Annotated in this window: 21 protein-coding genes; 3 read left to right on the forward strand and 18 right to left on the reverse strand. The window is 68.3% G+C overall.

Going from position 1 to position 21,204, the window contains the following annotated elements:
• Window positions 1–10: 10 nt before the first annotated feature.
• Window positions 11–1,333: an oxygenase MpaB family protein gene (locus tag ACN675_RS16445; protein WP_420751854.1), complete on the reverse strand. Its 1,323-nt coding sequence runs from the start codon at window positions 1,331–1,333 to the stop codon at window positions 11–13.
• 115 nt (window positions 1,334–1,448) lie between these two features.
• On the opposite strand from ACN675_RS16445, the gene ACN675_RS16450 reads away from it, so the two are divergent.
• Window positions 1,449–2,075 carry a TetR/AcrR family transcriptional regulator gene (locus ACN675_RS16450; RefSeq protein ID WP_420751855.1) on the forward strand — a complete coding sequence of 209 codons (627 nt, stop codon included), beginning with the start codon at window positions 1,449–1,451 and terminating at the stop codon, window positions 2,073–2,075.
• A gap of 40 nt (window positions 2,076–2,115) precedes the next feature.
• Window positions 2,116–2,727 carry a TIGR03086 family metal-binding protein gene (locus ACN675_RS16455; RefSeq protein WP_420751856.1) on the forward strand — a complete coding sequence of 204 codons (612 nt, stop codon included), beginning with the start codon at window positions 2,116–2,118 and terminating at the stop codon, window positions 2,725–2,727.
• Between the two features lie 87 nt (window positions 2,728–2,814).
• On the opposite strand, the gene ACN675_RS16460 is transcribed toward ACN675_RS16455, so the two are convergent.
• The 15 genes from ACN675_RS16460 to ftsH form a co-directional block, all read right to left on the reverse strand.
• A complete protein-coding gene (locus ACN675_RS16460; protein WP_197252311.1) occupies window positions 2,815–5,358 on the reverse strand; it encodes an ATP-dependent Clp protease ATP-binding subunit in 2,544 nt (847 codons plus the stop codon).
• A 382-nt stretch (window positions 5,359–5,740) separates the two neighbouring features.
• Window positions 5,741–6,103, reverse strand: a complete 363-nt coding sequence (locus ACN675_RS16465; RefSeq protein WP_420751857.1) for a histone-like nucleoid-structuring protein Lsr2 — start codon at window positions 6,101–6,103, stop codon at window positions 5,741–5,743.
• Between the two features lie 104 nt (window positions 6,104–6,207).
• Window positions 6,208–7,719: a lysine--tRNA ligase gene (gene lysS, locus ACN675_RS16470; protein WP_420751858.1), complete on the reverse strand. Its 1,512-nt coding sequence runs from the start codon at window positions 7,717–7,719 to the stop codon at window positions 6,208–6,210.
• A gap of 223 nt (window positions 7,720–7,942) precedes the next feature.
• The gene (locus ACN675_RS16475; protein ID WP_420751859.1) at window positions 7,943–8,407 is read right to left on the reverse strand and encodes a rhodanese-like domain-containing protein; all 465 of its coding nucleotides are present in this window, start codon (window positions 8,405–8,407) and stop codon (window positions 7,943–7,945) included.
• 93 nt (window positions 8,408–8,500) lie between these two features.
• Window positions 8,501–9,337: a type III pantothenate kinase gene (locus tag ACN675_RS16480; RefSeq protein WP_420751860.1), complete on the reverse strand. Its 837-nt coding sequence runs from the start codon at window positions 9,335–9,337 to the stop codon at window positions 8,501–8,503.
• A 2-nt stretch (window positions 9,338–9,339) separates the two neighbouring features.
• The gene (panD, locus tag ACN675_RS16485) at window positions 9,340–9,777 is read right to left on the reverse strand and encodes an aspartate 1-decarboxylase (RefSeq protein ID WP_197254523.1); all 438 of its coding nucleotides are present in this window, start codon (window positions 9,775–9,777) and stop codon (window positions 9,340–9,342) included.
• Window positions 9,778–9,814: 37 nt separating this feature from the next.
• Entirely contained in the window at window positions 9,815–10,762 is a 948-nt protein-coding gene (gene panC, locus ACN675_RS16490) for a pantoate--beta-alanine ligase (protein ID WP_420751861.1), read from the reverse strand.
• Window positions 10,746–11,681, reverse strand: a complete 936-nt coding sequence (locus ACN675_RS16495; RefSeq protein ID WP_197254525.1) for a Rossmann-like and DUF2520 domain-containing protein — start codon at window positions 11,679–11,681, stop codon at window positions 10,746–10,748. Before ACN675_RS16495 ends, panC begins: the two co-directional genes overlap by 17 nt.
• Before the next feature lie 170 nt (window positions 11,682–11,851).
• Window positions 11,852–12,745 carry a DUF6779 domain-containing protein gene (locus ACN675_RS16500; RefSeq protein ID WP_420751862.1) on the reverse strand — a complete coding sequence of 298 codons (894 nt, stop codon included), beginning with the start codon at window positions 12,743–12,745 and terminating at the stop codon, window positions 11,852–11,854.
• Window positions 12,746–12,799: 54 nt separating this feature from the next.
• Entirely contained in the window at window positions 12,800–13,267 is a 468-nt protein-coding gene (locus ACN675_RS16505) for a DUF3180 domain-containing protein (RefSeq protein WP_420751863.1), read from the reverse strand.
• The gene (gene folK / locus ACN675_RS16510) at window positions 13,261–13,809 is read right to left on the reverse strand and encodes a 2-amino-4-hydroxy-6-hydroxymethyldihydropteridine diphosphokinase (RefSeq protein WP_420751864.1); all 549 of its coding nucleotides are present in this window, start codon (window positions 13,807–13,809) and stop codon (window positions 13,261–13,263) included. Before folK ends, ACN675_RS16505 begins: the two co-directional genes overlap by 7 nt.
• Window positions 13,806–14,171 carry a dihydroneopterin aldolase gene (gene folB, locus ACN675_RS16515; protein ID WP_420751865.1) on the reverse strand — a complete coding sequence of 122 codons (366 nt, stop codon included), beginning with the start codon at window positions 14,169–14,171 and terminating at the stop codon, window positions 13,806–13,808. Before folB ends, folK begins: the two co-directional genes overlap by 4 nt.
• Entirely contained in the window at window positions 14,168–14,989 is an 822-nt protein-coding gene (gene folP, locus ACN675_RS16520; RefSeq protein ID WP_420751870.1) for a dihydropteroate synthase, read from the reverse strand. Before folP ends, folB begins: the two co-directional genes overlap by 4 nt.
• 32 nt (window positions 14,990–15,021) lie before the next feature.
• Window positions 15,022–15,687: a GTP cyclohydrolase I FolE gene (gene folE / locus ACN675_RS16525; RefSeq protein WP_420751866.1), complete on the reverse strand. Its 666-nt coding sequence runs from the start codon at window positions 15,685–15,687 to the stop codon at window positions 15,022–15,024.
• A 16-nt stretch (window positions 15,688–15,703) separates the two neighbouring features.
• Window positions 15,704–18,145 (reverse strand): ATP-dependent zinc metalloprotease FtsH, encoded by a 2,442-nt coding sequence (ftsH, locus tag ACN675_RS16530; RefSeq protein WP_420751867.1) that lies wholly within the window; start codon window positions 18,143–18,145, stop codon window positions 15,704–15,706.
• 251 nt (window positions 18,146–18,396) lie between these two features.
• Here ftsH and ACN675_RS16535 point away from each other — a divergent pair, with 251 nt between their 5' ends.
• Window positions 18,397–20,373, forward strand: a complete 1,977-nt coding sequence (locus ACN675_RS16535; RefSeq protein ID WP_420751868.1) for a protein kinase domain-containing protein — start codon at window positions 18,397–18,399, stop codon at window positions 20,371–20,373.
• A gap of 52 nt (window positions 20,374–20,425) precedes the next feature.
• Here the strand turns inward: ACN675_RS16535 and hpt are convergent, their stop codons facing one another.
• Complete coding sequence (gene hpt, locus ACN675_RS16540; protein WP_068155595.1) at window positions 20,426–20,980, reverse strand: hypoxanthine phosphoribosyltransferase; 555 nt, start codon at window positions 20,978–20,980, stop codon at window positions 20,426–20,428.
• 21 nt (window positions 20,981–21,001) lie between these two features.
• On the reverse strand, window positions 21,002–21,204 hold a 203-nt coding region (locus ACN675_RS16545), incomplete at its 5' end, for a TilS substrate-binding domain-containing protein (protein ID WP_420751869.1).

Raw genomic sequence — 21,204 nt, forward strand, 5'->3', positions numbered from 1 at the left:
CCGGCCGGATCTAACGCGAGCGCAGTGCCCGGTCGCGCTCACCGACGGTGCGCACCGCGCCGTCCCGCTCGTACGGCCGGACGTCGAGCCGCTGCTTCACCTCGCCGATCGCACGCATACGCTCACGATGCCCCCGGCGCGCCGCGCGCGCGGCGCCTCCCGGCACGGCGACGCTCAAACGGTCGCGGACGAGATTGCGCGCGAACCACAGCGGATAAAGCGCGGCCATCGGACTCAGGCGCGGAATTCCCACGGCGTCGGAGTAGCCGGAGCCCAGCGACAGGCGGGCCAGGTCGGCGTGGAACCGGTAGTGCGCCCAGCTCTTGATGCGGTTCGCAGGACCGGGACCATCGACGCCGTATATCCGGGGGACGGCCTTCAGCGCCGCGTCGGTCAGCGCTCCGGACGAGTCGTCGGGATCCACCTCCGACCAGACCGCGAGCCAGATGAGACGAAGAAGCTCGTCCAGCGAGGTGACCTGGAGTTCGGCCGTGACCCCCATGGTGTGCGCGACGTACCGGTACAGGTGCACGATCGCGTCCCGTTCGCGTCGCGAATACCAGTGCCCGGCGGCCATGACGGCGAGAGCGACGCCGGCGATCGGAATCATCGTCACGCAGTAGTGCAGTTGATTGACGGGCCTGCCGTGGGTGTCGGTGTTCCAATCGTCGACGCGGTCGATCCCGGCGCGGATGTAGGCGTGGACGACGCGCACCCGGGCGGTGTTCTTCGTCCCCTCCCCGAATCGCTCCATCCCGCCGGGGGCCGTGCAGTCCATCGACCACGAGACCGTCTCCACGATCCGTGCCGCGGCGCGCTTCGCGAGGTCGCCGCCGCGCAGCAGCACGTCGTTGACGCGCGGCGAAACGTAGCTGGCAGGGAAGGCGATGGCGGTGGTGAACGCCAGGAGGGTGCTCACCGGCATCCGCGCGATCGCCTGCGCGGCGAGATCCAGCTTGTCGTAGTCGACCCAGAACGGCACGTCGTCGAGGGCATCGACGAACGCCTGCACCTCGGGAGCGGGATCGTCCACGGTCTCGATGCCGTGCTCGAGTGCCTGCTCGAACTGCGCACGGATCCGGGTCCGGTCGCGGCGCATCGCGGCGACGAGATCGTCCGCCACCGGGTCGCAAGTGTTCGCGAACTTGGCGAACGCCCGGGCCTGCGCACGGGTGGGCCGCACCGAGTCTCCGGCGAGGAGCGACATCGCCAGCCGGGGAGCGCCCTCGTTCAGGATCGGTTTCGGTGCGAGCCGATCGGCTCGGTCGTGTAGGCGGCTCGTCGACAGGCGGGTGCTCGGCGGGCGGGTGGGCAGCGGAGCCTCGATCGTCACGGTTTCTCCTCGTCCGGATTCGGCCACCGACTATCGCAGGAATACCGGATTCAGTAAACACTTGATTCCGGAATCTGACGATTCCGGAAAGGCCGCGTGTGACAGACTCGCGGATGTGTCCGAGTCCGAAACCCACCGCGCGTACCGCGGCGTCGCACCGGCCGACCGGCGCGCCGAACGCCGCAAACGCCTCGCGAACGCGGTGATCGAGGTGGTCGCAGCCGAAGGATGGTCGGCCGCAACGGTCCGGAAGGTCGCGGCCACCGCCGGAATCGGTCCGCGATTCTTCTACGAGAGCTTCACCGACATGAACGATCTCGTGACCACGACCTACGACGAGCTCGGAGCCGAACTGCTCGCGGGCGCCGTCGCCGCGATCGCCTCGGCTCCCGACGACCTGCACGAGAAGGCCCGGGCCGCGGTCGGAGCGATCGTCGGGGCGGTCGAACGCAACCCTCAGCAGGGACGATTCCTCATTTCCGACGCTCCACCGCTCGCCGAACGCAAGAGCGCCTTCATCCGCGCCGCGGCGGACGAACTCGCGAAGCAGAGCGACGCGGTGGGCACCCGGCTCGATGCCCGCCAGGCGGAGCTCTGCGCGGTCGTCGTCATGGCCGGCGCCGTCGAACTCGTCCGCGGATGGCTCGACGGCACGCTCGACATCCGGCCCGGCGAACTCACCGAGATCGTGGCGAGCACACTGTCGACACTGACCGCTCACATGCCCGGCATCGGCAGGTAGTCCGCCGAACCGGTCACGAGCGGGGAACCGCGGGCGCAGTATGGGCTGCGTGACCACGCCACAGCAGGACCCCCGTCCGCTCGTCCGTGCCGCCGCAGACCGGGCACGCCGGATCGTCGAGAACGTCACCCCCGAACACATGACGGCCCCGACGCCGTGCCCCGAGTTCGACGTCCGCACCCTGGTCGGGCACCTCGTCTCGACGCTCGAACGCAGCGCTGCCGTCGGCGCGGGAGGCGACCCGCGCACGATCCCGGAATCCCTCATCGCTGCCGACGACGAATGGCCCGCCGCCCTGGACACGTCGCTCGAGCACTACTGGAAGGTGTGGAACGACGACGCGCTGCTCGACAAGCCGGTCACCGCTCCGTGGGGCACCTTCCCCGGCCGGATCGCGGTGCTCGTCGAGCTCGACGAGCTGATCGTCCACGGCTGGGATCTCGCCGTGGCCACGGGCCAGGAGGCCGAAGCCGACCCACCCCTGGCCGAGGCGGCTCTCGAGGTGATGCGGCTCGCCCTGCCGGCGTCTCCCCGCGACGGCCTGCCGTTCGGCCCTCCGGTGGAGCCCGCCTCGGACGCCGGTGCCACCGAACGCCTCGCGAACTGGCTCGGACGCGACACCGCGCCCTGGGTGCGGCACGAACGAGCGTGAGACGCCGAGCAAGCGAGCCTGAGACGCCGAGCAAGCGAGAGGGGCGGCACCCGTATGGGTACCGCCCCTCTCCATGTCCGGAACCGGTTATCCGGCGTCCGCCTCACCCTCGGTGGACTTGGCCAGTGCCACCGCCGGGGTGTCCGGCACCTCGGCCGGCTTCTCGCTCGGCGTGAACGTGAACTTCGCGTTCTCGCCGGCGCCCTCGCCGTCCCAGCCGTCGACATCGACCAGGACGATCTGGCCCGGGCCGATCTCGCCGAACAGGATCTTCTCGGAGAGCTGATCCTCGATCTCGCGCTGGATGGTGCGACGCAGCGGCCGCGCACCCAGAACCGGATCGAAGCCCCGCTTGGCGAGCAGTGCCTTCGCCTTCTCCGTGAGCTCGATGCCCATGTCCTTGTTCTTCAGCTGCGCCTCGACCCGGCCGACCATCAGGTCGACCATCTCGATGATCTGCTCCTGAGTCAGCTGGTGGAAGACGATGATGTCGTCGATGCGGTTGAGGAACTCGGGGCGGAAGTGCTTCTTGAGCTCGTCGTGGACCTTGTTCTTCATCCGCTCGTAGTTCGACGCCTCGCCGGATCCGGCCGAGAAGCCCAGGCCGACGGCCTTCGAGATGTCGGACGTGCCCAGGTTCGAGGTGAAGATCAGCACCGTGTTCTTGAAGTCGACGGTGCGCCCCTGACCGTCGGTGAGACGGCCGTCCTCGAGGACCTGCAGGAGCGTGTTGTAGATCTCCTGGTGGGCCTTCTCGATCTCGTCGAACAGGACGACGGAGAACGGCTTCCGGCGCACCTTCTCGGTGAGCTGGCCACCTTCCTCGTAGCCCACGTATCCGGGAGGCGCACCGAACAGACGGGACGCCGTGAAGCGGTCGTGGAACTCACCCATGTCGATCTGGATGAGCGCATCGTCCTCACCGAACAGGAAGTTCGCGAGCGCCTTGGACAGCTCGGTCTTACCGACACCGGACGGGCCGGCGAAGATGAACGAGCCGGACGGACGCTTCGGGTCCTTCAGGCCGGCACGGGTACGACGGATCGCCCGGGCCACGGCCCGGACCGCGTCCTCCTGGCCGATGATCCGCTTGTGCAGCTCGTCCTCCATGCGGAGCAGACGCGTGGTCTCCTCCTCGGTGAGCTTGAACACCGGGATACCGGTCCAGTTCGCGAGGACTTCCGCGATCTGTTCTTCGTCCACCTCGGCGATGACGTCGAGGTCACCCGCACGCCACTGCTTCTCGCGCTCGGCGCGCTGGGCGACGAGCTGCTTCTCCTTGTCTCGCAGGCTTGCGGCCTTCTCGAAGTCCTGCGCGTCGATCGCAGATTCCTTCTCGCGACGGGCGTCGGCGATCCGGTCGTCGAACTCACGGAGGTCCGGCGGCGCGGTCATCCGGCGGATACGCATCCGTGCGCCTGCCTCGTCGATCAGGTCGATCGCCTTGTCCGGCAGGAAGCGGTCGTTGATGTACCGGTCCGCGAGGGTCGCGGCGGCGACGAGCGCCTTGTCGGTGATCGAGACGCGGTGATGCGCCTCGTACCGGTCGCGCAGACCCTTGAGGATCTCGATGGTGTGCTCGACCGTGGGCTCACCGACCTGCACCGGCTGGAAACGACGCTCCAGAGCGGCGTCCTTCTCGATGTACTTGCGGTACTCGTCGAGGGTGGTTGCGCCGATGGTCTGCAGCTCACCGCGGGCCAGCTTCGGCTTGAGGATCGACGCGGCGTCGATCGCGCCCTCGGCGGCACCCGCACCGACCAGCGTGTGCAGCTCGTCGATGAACAGGATGATGTCGCCGCGGCTGTTGATCTCCTTGAGGACCTTCTTCAGGCGTTCCTCGAAGTCACCGCGGTAGCGGGAACCGGCGACCAGCGAACCGAGGTCGAGGGTGTAGAGCTGCTTGTCCTTGAGGGTCTCGGGGACCTCGCCGTTGACGATGGCCTGCGCCAGGCCTTCGACGACGGCGGTCTTGCCCACACCCGGCTCGCCGATGAGCACCGGGTTGTTCTTGGTGCGGCGGGACAGGACCTGCATGACCCGCTCGATTTCCTTCGCGCGGCCGATGACCGGATCGAGCTTGCCTTCGAGCGCAGCCTGCGTGAGGTTGCGGCCGAACTGATCCAGCACGAGCGACGTCGACGGGGTGCCGGCCTCGCCGCGGCTCGTGCCCGTCTCCTGGGGTTCCTTGCCCTGGTAGCCGGACAGCAGCTGGATGACCTGCTGACGCACGCGGTTGAGGTCCGCCCCGAGCTTGACCAGCACCTGGGCCGCGACACCCTCGCCTTCGCGGATCAGGCCGAGCAGGATGTGCTCGGTTCCGATGTAGTTGTGGCCGAGCTGCAGCGCCTCGCGCAGGCTCAGCTCCAGGACCTTCTTGGCACGGGGCGTGAACGGGATGTGCCCGGACGGGGCCTGCTGCCCCTGGCCGATGATCTCCTCGACCTGGCTGCGCACACCTTCCAGCGAGATCCCCAACGACTCGAGCGACTTCGCGGCCACGCCCTCACCCTCGTGGATGAGGCCGAGGAGGATGTGCTCCGTGCCGATGTAGTTGTGGTTGAGCATCCTGGCCTCTTCCTGAGCCAGGACGACGACGCGCCGCGCGCGATCGGTGAACCTTTCGAACATCGCACTCCCTCACACTCTCCGGCCTGCGGATCCGGTACGAGGATTGTTCCGGACCCGACTGCCGCGTTTCGCTCCGGCACTCGAGTCGTCGTCGAACCGGCGAAGGTTCCACGACCCCACTTGACACTCTAGTTGCCGTGGTTTCGGCCCGCTCCCCCTCTACCCGGTTGAGCGGAACTTCGAAACCCGGTCACGAGTGCTAACGCTGCACGTCGTCGATACGTTTCCGCAAGCTCTACGCCTGAAGCGAACAACCCCGCGGAGCCCGCGAGCACCTGCGCTCGCCCTGCACACACCCGGATCCGGACGGCAGAAACGGCGAGGCGCCACCCGGGCATTTCCGGGTGACGCCTCGTTCGTCCGTCTTCGGTCCTACAGCTGCCTATGCGTGGGCTTCGTTGTAGGCCTCGACAATTTCCGCGGAGATACGTCCGCGGGCCGAAACTGCGTAGTCGTTCTCACGGGCCCATTCCCGAATGACGGCGCTCTTCTCCCGATTCGGGGTGGCCGTCCGGGAGGACTTCCGCCCGGCCGGTGCTGCCGGAACCGCCTTCGGCCGCTTCCGGCCGCCCACCTTCCGGGCGTGCTCGACCCAGAATTCCAATTGCTCGCGCAGTTTCGCGGCATTTTCGTCGGACAGATCGATCTCGTAGGTGACCCCGTCGATCCCGAATTCCACGGTCTCGTCCGCTGCCGATTCCTGATCCACATCGTCGATCAGCGTGACAGTGACCTTCTTCGCCATGTGCCGCAAATCCTCTCGAATGAAACGCCCAGCCCCCCGGGTACGGGCACAAGAGTACATGCGAATTTCACCAGGGCAATACCGATTCCGGTCGGGGTACAGAATTAGCGAGCGGACGGACGAACAATTGGAAACAGGATGGTTTCCCTGATTCCGAGTCCGGTGAGCGCCATGAGCAACCGATCGATTCCCATACCCGTACCGGTGGTGGGCGGCATGCCCTGTTCCATTGCGGCGAGGAAATCTTCGTCCAGAACCATGGCCTCGTCGTCTCCGGCCGCTGCCAGACGCGCCTGATCGATGAAACGCTCCCGCTGGATCACCGGGTCCACGAGTTCCGAATATCCGGTTGCCAGTTCGAATCCGCGCACATACAGATCCCACTTCTCGGTCACGCCGGGAATGCTGCGGTGATCACGCGTCAGCGGAGACGTCTCGACCGGGAAGTCACGGACGAACGTGGGCTGGTACAGCTGATCGCCGCACATGTGCTCCCACAATTCCTCCACGAGCTTGCCGTGGCCGTATCCCTTGTCCTTCGGGACCTCGAGCCCCACCCGCTCCGCGAGCGCCAGCAATTCCTCGACCGTGGTGTCCGGCGTCACATCGGTACCGATCGCCTCGGACAACGACGGATACATCTCGAGGGTCTTCCATTCGCCACCGAGGTCGTACTCGGTTCCGTCGGCGAGGGTAACCACGTACGAGCCGAAGACCGCGAATGCGACCTCCTGAATGATCTCGCGGATCATGCGCGCCGAATCGTCGTACGTTCCGTATGCCTCGTACGTTTCGAGCATCGAAAATTCCGGCGAATGCGTCGAGTCCGCGCCCTCGTTGCGGAAATTCCGGTTGATCTCGAAGACCTTGTCGATTCCACCGACGACGCAACGCTTGAGGAACAACTCCGGTGCGATGCGCAGGTACAGGTCGATGTCGAGCGCGTTCGAATGGGTTACGAACGGGCGCGCGGCAGCACCGCCGTGCAGCGTCTGCAGCATCGGGGTCTCGACCTCGAGGAATCCGCGACGCTCGAGCGCATTGCGCAGTTCCCGCACCACCGCGACACGCATCCGCGCGTTCGCCCGCGCCTCCGGGCGCACGATCAGGTCGACGTACCGCTGCCGGACCCGCGACTCCTCGCTCATCTCCTTGTGGGCGACAGGCATCGGGCGCAGCGACTTCGCGGCCATCTGCCAGGTGTCGGCCATGACGCTCAGCTCACCGCGACGGGAGCTGATCACCTCGCCGTGCACGAACACGAAGTCGCCCAGGTCCACGTCGGCCTTCCAGGCGGCCAGCGACTCCTCGCCGACACCGGCCAGGCTCAGCATGACCTGCAGCTGCGTGCCGTCACCCTCCTGCAGGGTCGCGAAGCACAGCTTGCCGGTGTTGCGGAAGAACATCACGCGGCCGGCGACACCGACCTGCTCACCGGTGGTGCTGTCGGGTTCGAGATCGGGGTACTTCGCACGGATCTCCGCGAGGGTGTGGGTGCGGGGCACGACGACGGGATACGCGTCCTTGCCCTGCGCCAGGAGTCGTTCGCGCTTCTCGCGGCGGACCCGGATCTGCTCGGGGGTGTCGTCGGGCTGCTGAACGCTGGCATCACTCACGGGTAACCAGACTATCGGAACCCGCAGGCACGAATTCCGCAGACCTCCTCGAGGAACCCGAGGTCAGTGCCCGAAGAGGGAAGAGCACGCGCCGGACGCGAGCGGAGCTCAGTGCTGGACAGGAGCAGAGCTCAGTGCTGGACAGGAGCAGAGCTCAGTGCTGGACAGGAGCAGAGCTCAGTGCTGGACAGGAGCAGAGCTCAGTGCTGGACAGGAGCGGAGCTCAGTGAGCCGTGACGCGGGCCACGTCCTCCGCGATGTGCTGCGCGCGGGTGACGGCGTCGACCAGGCCGGCCGTCTTGATCGCGGCGTACCCGCCGACGAGGCCGGTCGCGCGGCGCAATCCGATCTCCTGCAGCGACGCGACCGCGCGGTGCGCGTCGGGTCCGTCCGAGGAAACGACGACCCATTCGACGTCACGGTCGACGGCGAGCGCCAGGCTCTCGGGTCCGGCGGCCGGGTCGAGGCGCCGGGTCAGCAGCGAGGCGTCGATCGCGAGAGCTCCCGGAAGCGTGCCCTGAACCGTGCGCTCGGCCGAGGTGCGGATGTCGACGACGACGGCGCCGCGGGCAACAGCGGCGGCGAGCTCCGTGGGGTAGGTCCGCTCGGTGGTCAGCGGCAGCAGGCCGACGGAATCCGAAGCGGGGGAAGCGATGAAAGGTGCAGAAACAGCAAGCGCAGCGCGCATGAGAAAACTCCCAGGAATGTGTTATCGGTCGAGGCGGACGTCAGCCTCGACAACACTCCTGGGCGCTCATGCAGCGGATCACGGCGACCATTCTTACACAGATTCGCGAGTGGGGGAACCCGTAGAACCGTGACGTGCGGAACGTCGGGCCTGGTTCCGCTCGAACACCAGACGCAATCCCTCGAGCGTCAGATCCGGCTCGTGATGCTCGATCGTCGTCGCCTCCGACATGATCAGCGGCGCACTGTCACCCGTACCGATCACCGCGACGTCGTCACGGTCGAATCCGGGAACCTCGGCGCGTACGCGGCGCACGAGACCGTCGACCATGCCCGCGAATCCGAAAACCGCTCCGGACTGCATGCATTCGACGGTGTTCTTCCCGACCACCCCGCGCGGTCGCGCGAGTTCGACCTTGCGCAACGCCGCACCCTGCGACGCGAGCGCGTCCATCGAGATCTCGACACCGGGCGCGATTGCACCGCCGAGGAACTCGCCCTTGCCGGAAACCACGTCGACGCACGTGGACATGCCGAAATCGACGACGATGCAGGGACCACCGTAGAAGTGGTGCGCGGCAAGGCTGTTGACGATCCGGTCGGCGCCGACCTCCTTGGGATTGTCCACGAGCAGCGGCACACCGGTGCGCACACCGGGTTCGACGACCACGTGCGGCACCTCCGCCCAGTAGCGACCGAGCATGCCCCGCAGTTCTCGGAGAACCGACGGCACTGTCGACAGCGCGGACACCGCGGTGACCCGGTCGACGTCCTCACCCAGCAACCCGCGGAACAGCAACGCGAGCTCGTCCCCCGTCATCCGGGGGTCGGTGCGAACTCGCCAGTCCTGCAGCAGTTTTGCGTGCGAACCGCTGCCGGTGAACAGACCCAGAACAATGTTGGTGTTCCGGACGTCGACGGCGAGCAGCACCGTTACACCAACGAACCGGAGTCGAGGGTGGCGAGCATGCGCGGGGTGATCAGGCCCGAGCCCTCCGGCGCGTGTGCCGGATCGCTGCCCAGCTCCACCTGGCGGTTGTCGGCGTCGACGAACACCACGCGCGGAGCGTAGTCCTTGCACTCCTGCTCGTTCATCACTCCGTAGGCGATGAGGATGACCAGGTCGCCGGGGCTCACCAGACGTGCTGCGGCACCGTTGATCCCGATGATCCCGGACCCGCGCTCGCCCGCGATGACGTACGTCTCGAGACGATTGCCGTTGTCGATGTCGACGATGCAGACCTGCTCGCCCTCGAGCAGATCGGCGGCGTCCATCAGGTCCTGGTCGACGGTCACCGAACCCACGTAGTGCAGGTCCGCGTGAGTGACCGTGGCGCGGTGGATCTTCGACTTCATCATGGTGCGAAACATGTATTGCCTCAGCTCTTGTCGTTCTGGTTCTGCTTGTTCAGCGGTTCAGGAGGTCGTCGTCGACGGCCGGGTCGACCGGTCCGGTCGCCCGTTCCAGGAAGCCGGTGCCGATCGCGACACCGACGTTGTCGATGAGCCGGGTGGTCCCGACCCGCGCGGCCACCAGCAGACGGCCGTCGCCACGCTCGGGCGGCTCCCCGAGATCGACACCGCGCAACTCGAGGTAGTCGAGCTCGATCTCCGGCGCGGACGCGAGCACCTCGCGGGCGGCCGTGAGGACGGCCTCGGCGCCGCCGGCCGCCGCGTGTGCCCCCGCGACGAGCGCGGCGGACAGCACGGTCGCGGTCTGCCGCTGCGTCTCGTCGAGGTAGCGGTTGCGCGACGACAGGGCCAGCCCGTCCTGCTCCCGCACCGTCGGCACGCCGACGATGCGGACGTCGAAGTTCAGGTCGGCGACCATCTGCCGGATCAGCGCGAGCTGCTGATAGTCCTTCTCACCGAAGTACGCGGTGTTCGGCGCGACGATCTGCAGCAGCTTCGCCACCACGGTGAGCATGCCCGCGAAGTGCGTGGGCCGGCTGCCGCCCTCGAGTTCCGCACCGAGCGGACCCGGGTGGATCATCGTGCGGCGCCCTTCCGGGTACATCGCCGACACGGTCGGCACGAACGCCAGCTCGACCCCGGCCTCGCGCAGCAACGCGAGATCCGCGTCGAGGGTGCGGGGGTAGGCGTCGAGGTCCTCGTTCTCACCGAACTGAAGCGGATTGACGAAGATCGAGACGACCACGACGGCGCCGGTCAGCTTGGCCTGCCGCACCAGTTCCAGATGACCGGAGTGCAGCGCACCCATGGTCGGCACCAGCGCGACCGTCCGTCCGACGCCGCGCAGCGCCTTGGTCACCTTCGTCAAGGCCGCGGGCTCGTGATGCACGGTCAGTTCACCGCGCACGTACCCGCCCCGTCCCGTTTCACTCACCGTGATCATTCCCTTCGAGGAGCTCGATCAGCTCCGGTTTCGAGCCTGCACGCTGCGCCGACCGCAGCGACAGTGCCCGGTAGCCCGCGGCGATGCGCGGATCCACCTCGTCGAGGACCTGCAGATGCGTGGCGACCGCCGCGACGTCACCGCGCGCGACCGGACCGGTCAACGCCGACGGACCGCGACGCAACGCGTTGTCGAGGGCGGCGACGAGCAGCGGCTGCAGCACCCGTTCGGCGACCCCACCGGGATCGTCGTCGACGAGCTGCTGTCCGAGCAGTTCCTGGCCTTCGAGCGCGACGCGAAGTGCCGCGACGGCGTCGACGACGAGGGTGACGAGGTGGTTGCTGCCGTGGGCCAGCGCCGCGTGGTAGAGCGGGCGCAGGTCCTCGCGCACCCGGACCGGTTCCCCGCCGATCTCGAGGACCAGGGACTGCGCGATCGCGTAGCCGATGTCGTCGGCGGCGGTGATTCCGAAGCACGCGGACGACAGCCGGGCCGTGTCCTCGTCGTGGCCGGTGAACGTCATGGCCGGGTGGATCGCGAGCGGCACCACACCCTGCTCGGTGAGCGGCGCCAGCACCCCGATGCCGTTGGCCCCCGAGGTGTGGGCGACGATCGTGCCGCGCGGTACCGCTCCGGTCGCGGCGAGGCCCGTGACGAGCTCGGCCAGTTCGGAGTCGGGAACAGCGAGAATCAGCAGGTTGCAGCGGCCCGCGACCACGTCGACGGGCAGGATCTCGGAATCGGGCAGGCGGGTCCGGGCCCGATGCTTGGACGCTTCGGACACGGCGGAACAGGCCACGACCACGTGGCCGACCTTCTCGAGTGCCGCGCCGATCGCGGTGCCCACGCGACCGGCGGACACGATGCCGACGGTGAGGCGTGCGGGAGCAGGCGCGTTGGTGATCCCGAAGGAATTCACGGGAGTCCTCTCGTTCGTTCCAGTCCCGCTCGGCGGGTACCAGACGTTCTGCCCGACAATAGCGCGGCGCGATCTGCGTCGGCCACGGGTGTCGGGCGTGATCTACGCCTCACCGACAGGGCGAGCGACTCCCCGGAGAGACTTCCGGTCGGGGTCGAAAAGGTTCCCGATCAGCGCTCCGTCGACAGCGACGCGAGGATCTCGGCGACGCTGCGGCCCTGCTGCGCGCTCTCCTCACCGGCCGCCTCGGCGCGGAGCCGGCGGGCTCGGCGCCCGGTTGCCGGCCCGTCCGGCAGGACGGCAGTGGCCTCGACGGGCGCTTCGTGCGAACCTTCGGGAGCGGGCGCGGCCGGACGGGAAACCGGATCCGTCCCGGATCCCTGCTCCTGCCCGGTCTCGACGACCCGGGTCGGCTTCGGCGCTCCGGTCGGCTTCGGCGCTCCGGTCGGCTTCGGGGGTTCGGTCGGCTTCGAGGGTTCGGCCGGGTGCGACGTCACCGTTGTCGTCTCCGCGGTGAGCGGTTCGTCGTCCGGGGATGCGAACGCCGGACCCGCCGGCCGCGGGGCACTGACCTGTGACGAATTCGGGCGCGTCCCGATCTCCTGAACAGGCTTCGCGACGGTGTTCAGCGCGGTGCGGTCCTCCGGCATGCGTCCGTCGAACAACATCTCGAGGCTGCGGCGGAGCGCGGCGAGTTCGGCACGGAGCTGGGCCATTTCGTCGGCCTCGACCTTCATCTGCGAACGGACCTTCTGCTCCACGGTCAGTTCGTATTCGCGCCGCGCCGAGATCTCCCGCTCCAGCTGCAGTTCGTAGACCGTCTTGAGGTCCTCGACCTTCGCCTTCTCGAGGGCGGATTCGCGGCGGTACTTCGTCATCGCGATCGCCCCGATGGTCGCGGCCCACAACGCGACGACGACGCCGACGCGCAGCAGCTGAACACTCTGACTGAAGACCAGGAACAGCGACGCCACCATCGCGAGGGCGAGAAGCGCCGCGACGATCATCGAACCCGCGCTGCGCCATTGCCGACGTTCGTTCCTGTCCCGGCCCGAGGTGCCCATGCGGACAAGGGTACTGGTCCCGGACGCGATCCCCGAGACTCGATGTCGCGGATCTCAGGTCGCGGGTTCGCCGGGGTCCTCGGGCGTCTTGCAGCAGTGCTCGAGCCACAGCGCCGCCGCGACGAGCAGGATCGCGCCGATCGCTCCGACCACCACGCCGGCGGTGTCCTCCGAGGCGGCCTGCAGAAACGACCGCTGCGGCAGCAGGTACAGCAGGAAACCCACCCAGACCCCGAAGGCCGCGGAACCGACGAGCGCGGACGCCTTCGCGAGCGCGACCGCGCGGGCCGCCGTGATCGGATGCAGCTGGCGCGGCCCGTCACCGATCTCCCGCTTACCGACGCGCGAGCGGATCATGAAGGCCAGCACCACTTCGAGAGCCGCCACCGGATACAGCGAGGCACCCGCGTAGACGGGAATCGGCGGCAGCGATCCGTACAGGACGCGGACCAGCAGCCACGACACGACCGCGGCGAGCAGCGCCAGGGCCAGCAGGTCGCGGATACGGGTCGCCTTCAGCACCGGCTCTCCCCCTCGTCGCCGGGTTCCCGGTCTTCGGCGTGAGAGCCGAGCCGGAGATCGGTGCGGTGCACCCCTGCGCGTTCGGCGTCGTCGAGGTCGGCGAGCCAGTCCGTCAGCGACCGGCGTTCACCGCCGACGGTGAGCGTGCCGTCCGGCGCGACGTCGAGCCACGGCACCAGAACGAACGCGCGCTGATGCGCCCGCGGATGCGGCAGCGTCAGTTCCGGGTCGTCGCTGACGATCTCGTCGCACGTCACCACGTCGACGTCGAGGCTGCGCGGCCCCCACCGCTGCACCCGCACCCGGTCGGCGGCGGCTTCGAGTTGCTGTCCGAGACGCAGCCAGCCCCGACTGTCGAGCTCCGGGTCGTCGGCGACCACGACGGCGTTGAGAAAATCCTGCTGGTCGACTCCGCCCCACGGCGCTGTCGTGTACACGGGTGAGACCGCGACGATCCGATCGCCCAGCGCCTCGGTGACCGAACGCAGATGAGCGAGCCGATCCCCGAGGTTCGACCCGATGGACAGCACCGCCCGGCTCATGGCTGCCGCGTCCGATCGACCACGACCGCGACGTCCGCGAACGTCAGCGGGATGGGGGCGGACGGCTTGTGCACGGTGACCTCGACCCGCTCGACCCGCGGGTCGGTGAGCACGTCGTCGGCGATCTCCCCCGCCACCGTCTCGATCAGGTCCCGGGCGGGGCCGGCGACGATCGCGGCGGCGCGCTCGGCGAGGATCCCGTAGTGGAGCGTGTCCTCGAGGGCGTCGCTCGCCGCCGCGGGCGCAAGATCGGTCCAGACGACGATGTCGATCAGGAAGTCCTGACCGTCGCGCTTCTCGTGCTCGAACACTCCGTGGTTGCCGCGCACCCGCAGGCCGCGCAGTTCGATCCGATCGCTCATTTCGCCTCTCCTGCCGCGCTTCCCCGCTCCCAGGCCCCCGCGACCGCGAGCGCGTCGAGCGACGACCGCACGTCGTGCACGCGCACCCCCCACGCACCATGGGTGACCGCGAGCGCCGACACCACCGCGGTCGCGACCTCGCGTCCTGCGGGCGGGCGGGGATTGCCTTCGGAATCGGCGAGCAGCGAACCGAGGAAACGCTTGCGGGATGCGCCGATGAGCACCGGGAACCCGAGCTCGGTCAGCTCCGGCAACCGCCGCAGCAATTCCCAGTTGTGGTCCGGCTGCTTCACGAATCCGAGGCCGGGGTCGAGGATCAGGTCCTGCGGGTCCACCCCCGCGGCGACGGCCACGTCCACCTGGGTGAGCAGCTCGTCGCGCACCTCGCGCACGACGTCGTCGTAGTGGGTGGAACCGCCGGCGTGAACGAATCCGTCCGCCGGCCGCCAGTGCATGAGGATCCACGGCACACCCGCGGACGCGACGACCGTGGCCATGTCCGCGTCGGCACGACCACCCGACACGTCGTTGACCAGCGTCACGCCCGCCGCGATCGCCGCTTCGGCGACCGACGCGCGCATCGTGTCGACGCTGGTCACGACACCTTCGGCGGCGAGCGCCTCGATCACCGGGACGACGCGGCCCGCCTCGACCTCGGCGTCGACACGCTGCGCGCCCGGCCTGGTCGATTCACCCCCGACGTCGACGATGTCGACGCCGAGCGCTCGCAGTTCCAGTCCGTGTGCGATCGCCGCGTCGCGATCCAGGTAGCGACCACCGTCGGAGAACGAATCGCTGGTCACGTTGAGAACACCCATGACGACCGGGCGTCCCAGGTTCTGCAGCGTGCTCACCGGCGCAGGATCAGATCCAGGGCTTCGGCGCGGGACGCCGAGCTGGTCTGGAACAACCCGCGCACCGCAGACGTCGTGGTGCTGGCGCCGGGCTTCCGGATGCCGCGCATCGCCATGCACAGGTGTTCGGCCTCGACGACGACGATCGCGCCGCGCGGATCGAGTTTGCGGACGATCGCGTCGGCGACCTGGCTGGTGAGCCGTTCCTGCACCTGCGGGCGCTTCGCGTAGAGGTCGACGAGCCGCGCCAGCTTGGACAGTCCCGTGACCCGCCCGGTGGGGCCGGGGATGTAGCCGACGTGCGCGACGCCGTGGAAGGACACCAGGTGGTGTTCGCAGGTGGAGTACAGCGGGATGTCGCGGACGAGGACGAGTTCCTGGTGACCCTCGTCGAACGTCGTGTTGAGCACCTCGTCCGGATCCGTGTACAGCCCGGCGAACACTTCGCGGTATGCGCGCGCGACGCGGCGCGGGGTGTCCAGCAGTCCTTCCCGGTCGGGGTCCTCACCGACCGCGATGAGCAGTTCGCGGACCGCGGCTTCGGCCCGGGCCTGATCGAAGGCCCGGCCGGTCGCCAGACTCAGCTGCTCCCCTTCATCCGGCGCCGTCACGGCAGTCCCAGTGCTATCCAGGTGGTTCACCGACACCCGACCGTCCTCCACTCTCGTTGAAATCGGCTCAGCTCGGGCCGTTCGGCCCCTCCCAGGGCTGCGTGGGCGGCGGCTCCGGTGCCTGCTGATTCTCGTCCTGCCGATCGCCGGCGTCGGCGGGACGCGCAGGCTGAGTCCACTGAGGGTAGCCGGGGTACGTGCTGCGTGGCTGTTCGGGCTCCTGCGGCGGCCACCCCGGCGCCGACCATCCTGCGGGAGCGCCGTAGTCGGGCCGGGTCGCGTGCCGCGGCCCGCCGGAGTACTGGCCGGGCTGCGGGAAACCGGGCATCGGCTCGGAAGCGGGGACGGGCTGCGGCGCGGGATAGCCGTTGCCCGGGCCCTGCGGCGGAGTCCCGTACCCGCCGGGTCCGCTTGCCTGCGGGTACTGCTGCGTCGCGGCCGACCGGGAGGGTTCCGGCTGCTGGGCCGGTTCCGGATGCGGCATCACCGGCTGCTGGGGCAGCGGTTGCTGTGCCACCGGCTGTGAGGGCTGCGGCTGCGGCTTCGCCAGGTTCGGGACCGCGGGCTGCGGCGGCCACGGCTCACCACGTTCGGCGGCGAGCTCCGCGGGAGTCTTGATCGGCGGGCGATCCGACGGGACGCGATCGCCGAAATCATTGAACGCGGTGATACGGGGACGCTTCTCCACGGACGCGAGGATCCGCTCGAGGTCCTTGCGGGTGAGCGTCTCGTGTTCGAGCAGTTCCCCGGCGAGCGCGTCGAGCGCGTCGCGGTACTCGTTGAGGATCGCCCACGCTTCGGTGTGGGCCGCCTCGATGAGGTTGCGGACCTCCTCGTCGATCTCGCGGGCCACCTCGTGCGAGTAGTCCGATGCCTGTCCCATGGACCGGCCGAGGAACGGATCGCCCTGTTCCTGCCCGTAGCGGACCGCACCGAGCTTGGCGCTCATGCCGTACTCGGTGACCATCGCCCGCGCGATCTTGGTGGCCTGGTCGATGTCGGACGACGCGCCGGTGGTGGGCTCGTGGAACACGAGTTCCTCGGCGGCGCGGCCACCCATCGCCATGACGAGGCGCGCGATCATCTCGGACCGGGTCATCAGGCCCTTGTCGTCCTCGGGAACGGTCATGGCGTGACCGCCGGTGCGGCCGCGCGCAAGGATCGTCACCTTGTACACGGGCTCGATGTCGGGCATCGCCCACGCGGCAAGGGTGTGTCCACCCTCGTGGTAGGCGGTGATCTTCTTCTCGTGCTCGCTGATGATGCGGCTCTTGCGGCGCGGACCGCCGATCACGCGGTCGACGGATTCCTCGAGGATCGCCTCGGTGATCACCGTGCCGTTCTCGCGGGCGGTGAGCAGCGCGGCCTCGTTGACGACGTTCGCCAGGTCGGCGCCGGACATGCCGACCGTGCGCTTCGCCAGACCTTCGAGGTCGGCGTTCTGGTCGATCGGCTTGCCCTTGGAATGCACCTGGAGGATCGCGCGGCGGCCGGCGAGGTCCGGGTTGGTCACCGGGATCTGGCGGTCGAAACGGCCGGGACGCAGCAGCGCGGGGTCGAGGATGTCGGGGCGGTTCGTCGCGGCGATGAGAATGATGCCCTGCCGATCGCCGAACCCGTCCATCTCGACGAGCAGCTGGTTGAGGGTCTGCTCGCGCTCGTCGTGACCACCGCCGAGACCGGCACCGCGCTGGCGGCCGACCGCGTCGATCTCGTCGACGAAGATGATGCAGGGGCTGTTCTGCTTGGCCTGCTCGAACAGGTCGCGCACCCGGGATGCGCCGACACCGACGAACATCTCGACGAAGTCGGAACCGGAGATGGTGAAGAACGGAACCCCGGCCTCACCCGCGACCGCGCGCGCAAGCAGCGTCTTGCCGGTACCGGGCGGGCCGTACAGAAGCACGCCCTTCGGGATCTTCGCGCCGAGCGCCTGGTAGCGGGCCGGGTTCTGCAGGAAGTCCTTGATCTCGTACAGCTCTTCGACGGCCTCGTTGGCGCCGGCGACGTCGGCGAACGTCGTCTTCGGCATGTCCTTCGAGAGCTGCTTGGCGCGGGACTTGCCGAAGCCCATCATGCCGCCGCGGCCGCCGCCCTGCATGCGCGTCATCATGAAGAAGAACACGCCGAGCAGGATGATCATCGGAACGACGAACAGCAGGATCGACGTCAGCCAGCTCTCCTGGGTGACGGCGGTGTCGAACTCGGCGGCGCCCGACGCGGCGACCTTGTCGAAGATCTGTTCCGACGCCGAGGCCGGATACTTCGCGAGGATCTGCGTCTGGTTCTCGGTGGCGTCGTTTCCGCTGTTCAGCCACAACCGGACCTGCTGTTCGCGGTCGTCGATCTGGGCCTTGGAGACGTTCTTCGAGTCGAGCTGCGCGAGGGCCACCGAGGTGTCGACCTTGGTGAATCCACGCGTGTCGTTCCCGAAGTAACTGAAGGCGTAGATGACCAACAGAATGCCGGCGACTATCGCCAGATTACGGAACACTGTCTTGCGATTCATACAGGTTCGGCCCGGCCGGCCGGTCCTTTCGATAGTGCGGTCATCAGTGCGGTCATCGTCGATGAGCGTGCGTCGACCGGTGACGATCCGGCCACAGCCAGATTACCGCGTGTGCAGATGTCGTCGCCGGTGCGTAGCCCGCCCCTCGGGAGCTTCAACGACCCGGACCGACCCAGCGTTCCCATACCGCGGCCGGTTCGGCGAAGCAACTTCACCTGCGGGAGGGGCCGTGGGCGTGGGTATCATTTCGCATGGCCGAGCGGGATCCGCACGCCTTGTCCGACACCGAATCGACTCAGATACCGAGCGCCGAGACCACCCGGGTCACGGGCGCCGACACCGGCCGGTTCGATCCCACCCGCACCGCGGAGGTCACCCGGGCCGCCGATGCCGTGACCGATCCGATGACCCCCGGCGTCCCCGTCACCGTCGACGAACTGCGCGCCGGGCGGCGGATCGACGACTTCGACCTGCTCACCAGCCTCGGCCGCGGCGCCTTCGGCCGGGTGTTCCTGGCTCGCCAGCTCTCGATGCAGCGACTCGTCGCGGTGAAGATCTCCCCCGACCAGGGCAGCGAAGCGCAGACCCTCGCCCAGCTCGACCACGACTACATCGTCCGCGTGTTCGACCAGCGGATCCTCCCGGACCAGGGGCTGCGGTTGCTGTACATGCAGTACGTCCCGGGCGGGACACTGCTGCACGTGCTGCACCGGGTACGGCACACCCCGCCGGACCAGCGCGCCGGCTCCATGCTGCTCGACGTCATCGACCAGACCCTCGCGGAGAAGGGCGAGATACGGCCGGCGGAATCGACCGTGCGCGGCGAACTCGAATCGCTGACGTGGCCGGAAACCGTGGCGTGGCTGGGACGGCGACTCGCGGAGTCACTCGCCTACGCCGACGGTCGCGGGGTGCTGCACCGCGACGTCAAACCCGCGAACGTGCTGCTCACCGCGGAGGGTGTCCCGAAGCTGGCCGATTTCAACATCAGCTACGCCGAGTCCGTCGGGGGCAGCTCCCCCGTCGCCTACCTCGGCGGTTCCCTCGCCTACATGTCGCCGGAACAGCTCGAGGCGTGCCACCCGGGATTGCCGGGATCCGCCGCGGACCTCGACACCCGCAGCGACATCTACGCCCTCGGAGTGATGCTGTGGGAGCTGCTGGCGGGCGTCCGCCCGGGGGATCCGGAGCCGGGCGAGGCGCTCGACACGAACACTCTCCCGGCTCTCGAAACGATGGTGCGGCGCCGGCGCGGCGGCCTGACCCCCGAGATGATGGCGAAACTGCCCGCGGACTGCCCGCAGACACTGCGGCGGGTACTCGCGAAATGCCTCGAACCGAATCCGGCGGACCGCTGGTCGTCGGGCACGGAACTGGCCCAGCAACTCGACCTGTGCCTCGACCACCGCGCCCGTGACCTCGTCGATCCCCCACCGGACAGCTGGCGAGCCCGGTTGCGCAAACCCGTCGTTCCGGTCCTCGTCGCCGCGATCGGGATTCCCAACGCCCTCGCAGCGCTCTACAACTACCAGCACAACTCGTCGCTGATCATCGAGAAGCTACCGCCGGACGCGAGGCACAACTTCGAGGTCGTGTCACTGATCGTGAATGCGACGCTGTTCCCCCTCGGCGCCCTGGTGATCGTGTATCTGGGCCGTCGCCTGATCACCGTGCCGCGCGGATTGCAGCGTGGACGCACCTACGACGCCGTCACCCTGGCCCGCACCCGACACGACGCACTGCTGTTCAGCGACCGAGTCGCGGCGGTCGTGATCAGCCTGTGGATCCTCGCCGGCATCGCCTTCCCCGTCGCGCTGAGTGTGATCACCGGGGAGATCGACACGCGCGCCGCGACGCACTTCGTCACGTCGATGGTGGTGTGCGGCGCGATCGCCGTGGCGTACCCGTTCTTCTTCGTCGCCTTCTATGTCGTGCGGTCGCTGTATCCGGCGTTCCTGCCGCACGGATCCACCGACGCTATCGACGCCCGGGAACTCGAAGGGCTGCACCGCCGCAGCGTCCGCTACCTGGCGCTCGCTGCGGCGGTCCCACTCGTCGGGGTTGCCGGGGTGACGTTCCTGACCGCCTACGAGATCCCGCAGGTGCTGGTCGCGGTGCGGGTGCTGTCCGTCGGTAGCATCGCCGCGTTCGTGCTGGTGTACTGGCTGTTCCGGCTCATGGAACAGGACCTCGAGGCCCTACGCCGCACCGTCGCGCTGCGGCATTGACAGCGCTGCGGCATTGAAAGGCTGCGACACCGACGTCGGCTCGAGTAGACCGTCAGCTCGAGTAGACCTTCGGGTCGAGGGTGCCGATGTACGGAAGGTCGCGGTACCGCTCGTCGTAGTCGAGGCCGTAGCCGACGACGAACTCGTCCGGGATGTCGAAGCCGACATCGGCGACGTGCACGTCGATCTTGACGGCCTCGGGCTTGCGCAGCAGCGTCACCACCTCGAGCGACGCCGGATTGCGCGAGGACAGGTTGCGGATCAGCCACGACAGCGTGAGGCCGGAGTCGATGATGTCCTCGACGATGAGCACGTGACGGCCCGCGATGTCCTTGTCGAGGTCCTTCAGAATGCGCACCACACCCGACGACGACGTCGACGACCCGTACGAGCTGACCGCCATGAACTCCATCTGGGTGGGGATGGGCAGTGCGCGGGCGAAGTCCGTCATGAAGAAGATCGCACCCTTGAGCACGCCGATGAGCAGAAGGTCGCCCTCGGGCGCACCCACCGGATAACGCTTGGCAATGGACTCGGCCAGCTCGGCCGTGCGTTCCTTGATCTGCTCTTCGGAGATCAATACCGACGCAATGTCGCTCTCGTACACCGGTTCGTTCCTGCCCTTCCGTCAGTCGTCCGCACACCGCTGCTGGTCGACGAACACCATGACCAGCCTGCCACGCCGACGCGACACGACCAACCTGGTCCCCGGTCCCGGCCCACGTCCGACCGCCACGGGACCCTGCCCTCGCCAGCGTCCGATCAGGTCGTCGACGGCCCGCAACGTCCGGTCCGTGGGTGCCGACGCACCCGCTTCGGCGAGCCAGCGCC

It is taken from the genome of Rhodococcus sp. O3, assembly GCF_048897285.1.
Lineage (GTDB): Bacteria > Actinomycetota > Actinomycetes > Mycobacteriales > Mycobacteriaceae > Rhodococcus.

Coding starts and splice junctions, on each gene's coding strand:
- ACN675_RS16475 (WP_420751859.1), bottom strand. CDS start 8,407: ATGCGCGCTGCGCTTGCTGTTTCTGCACCTTTCATCGCTTCCCCCGCT.
- ACN675_RS16535 (WP_420751868.1), top strand. CDS start 18,397: ATGGCCGAGCGGGATCCGCACGCCTTGTCCGACACCGAATCGACTCAG.
- folK (WP_420751864.1), bottom strand. CDS start 13,809: ATGAGCCGGGCGGTGCTGTCCATCGGGTCGAACCTCGGGGATCGGCTC.
- ACN675_RS16465 (WP_420751857.1), bottom strand. CDS start 6,103: ATGGCGAAGAAGGTCACTGTCACGCTGATCGACGATGTGGATCAGGAA.
- folP (WP_420751870.1), bottom strand. CDS start 14,989: ATGGGTGTTCTCAACGTGACCAGCGATTCGTTCTCCGACGGTGGTCGC.
- ftsH (WP_420751867.1), bottom strand. CDS start 18,145: ATGAATCGCAAGACAGTGTTCCGTAATCTGGCGATAGTCGCCGGCATT.
- folB (WP_420751865.1), bottom strand. CDS start 14,171: ATGAGCGATCGGATCGAACTGCGCGGCCTGCGGGTGCGCGGCAACCAC.
- ACN675_RS16460 (WP_197252311.1), bottom strand. CDS start 5,358: ATGTTCGAAAGGTTCACCGATCGCGCGCGGCGCGTCGTCGTCCTGGCT.
- panC (WP_420751861.1), bottom strand. CDS start 10,762: ATGATCACGGTGAGTGAAACGGGACGGGGCGGGTACGTGCGCGGTGAA.
- panD (WP_197254523.1), bottom strand. CDS start 9,777: ATGTTTCGCACCATGATGAAGTCGAAGATCCACCGCGCCACGGTCACT.
- ACN675_RS16455 (WP_420751856.1), top strand. CDS start 2,116: ATGGGCTGCGTGACCACGCCACAGCAGGACCCCCGTCCGCTCGTCCGT.
- ACN675_RS16500 (WP_420751862.1), bottom strand. CDS start 12,745: ATGGGCACCTCGGGCCGGGACAGGAACGAACGTCGGCAATGGCGCAGC.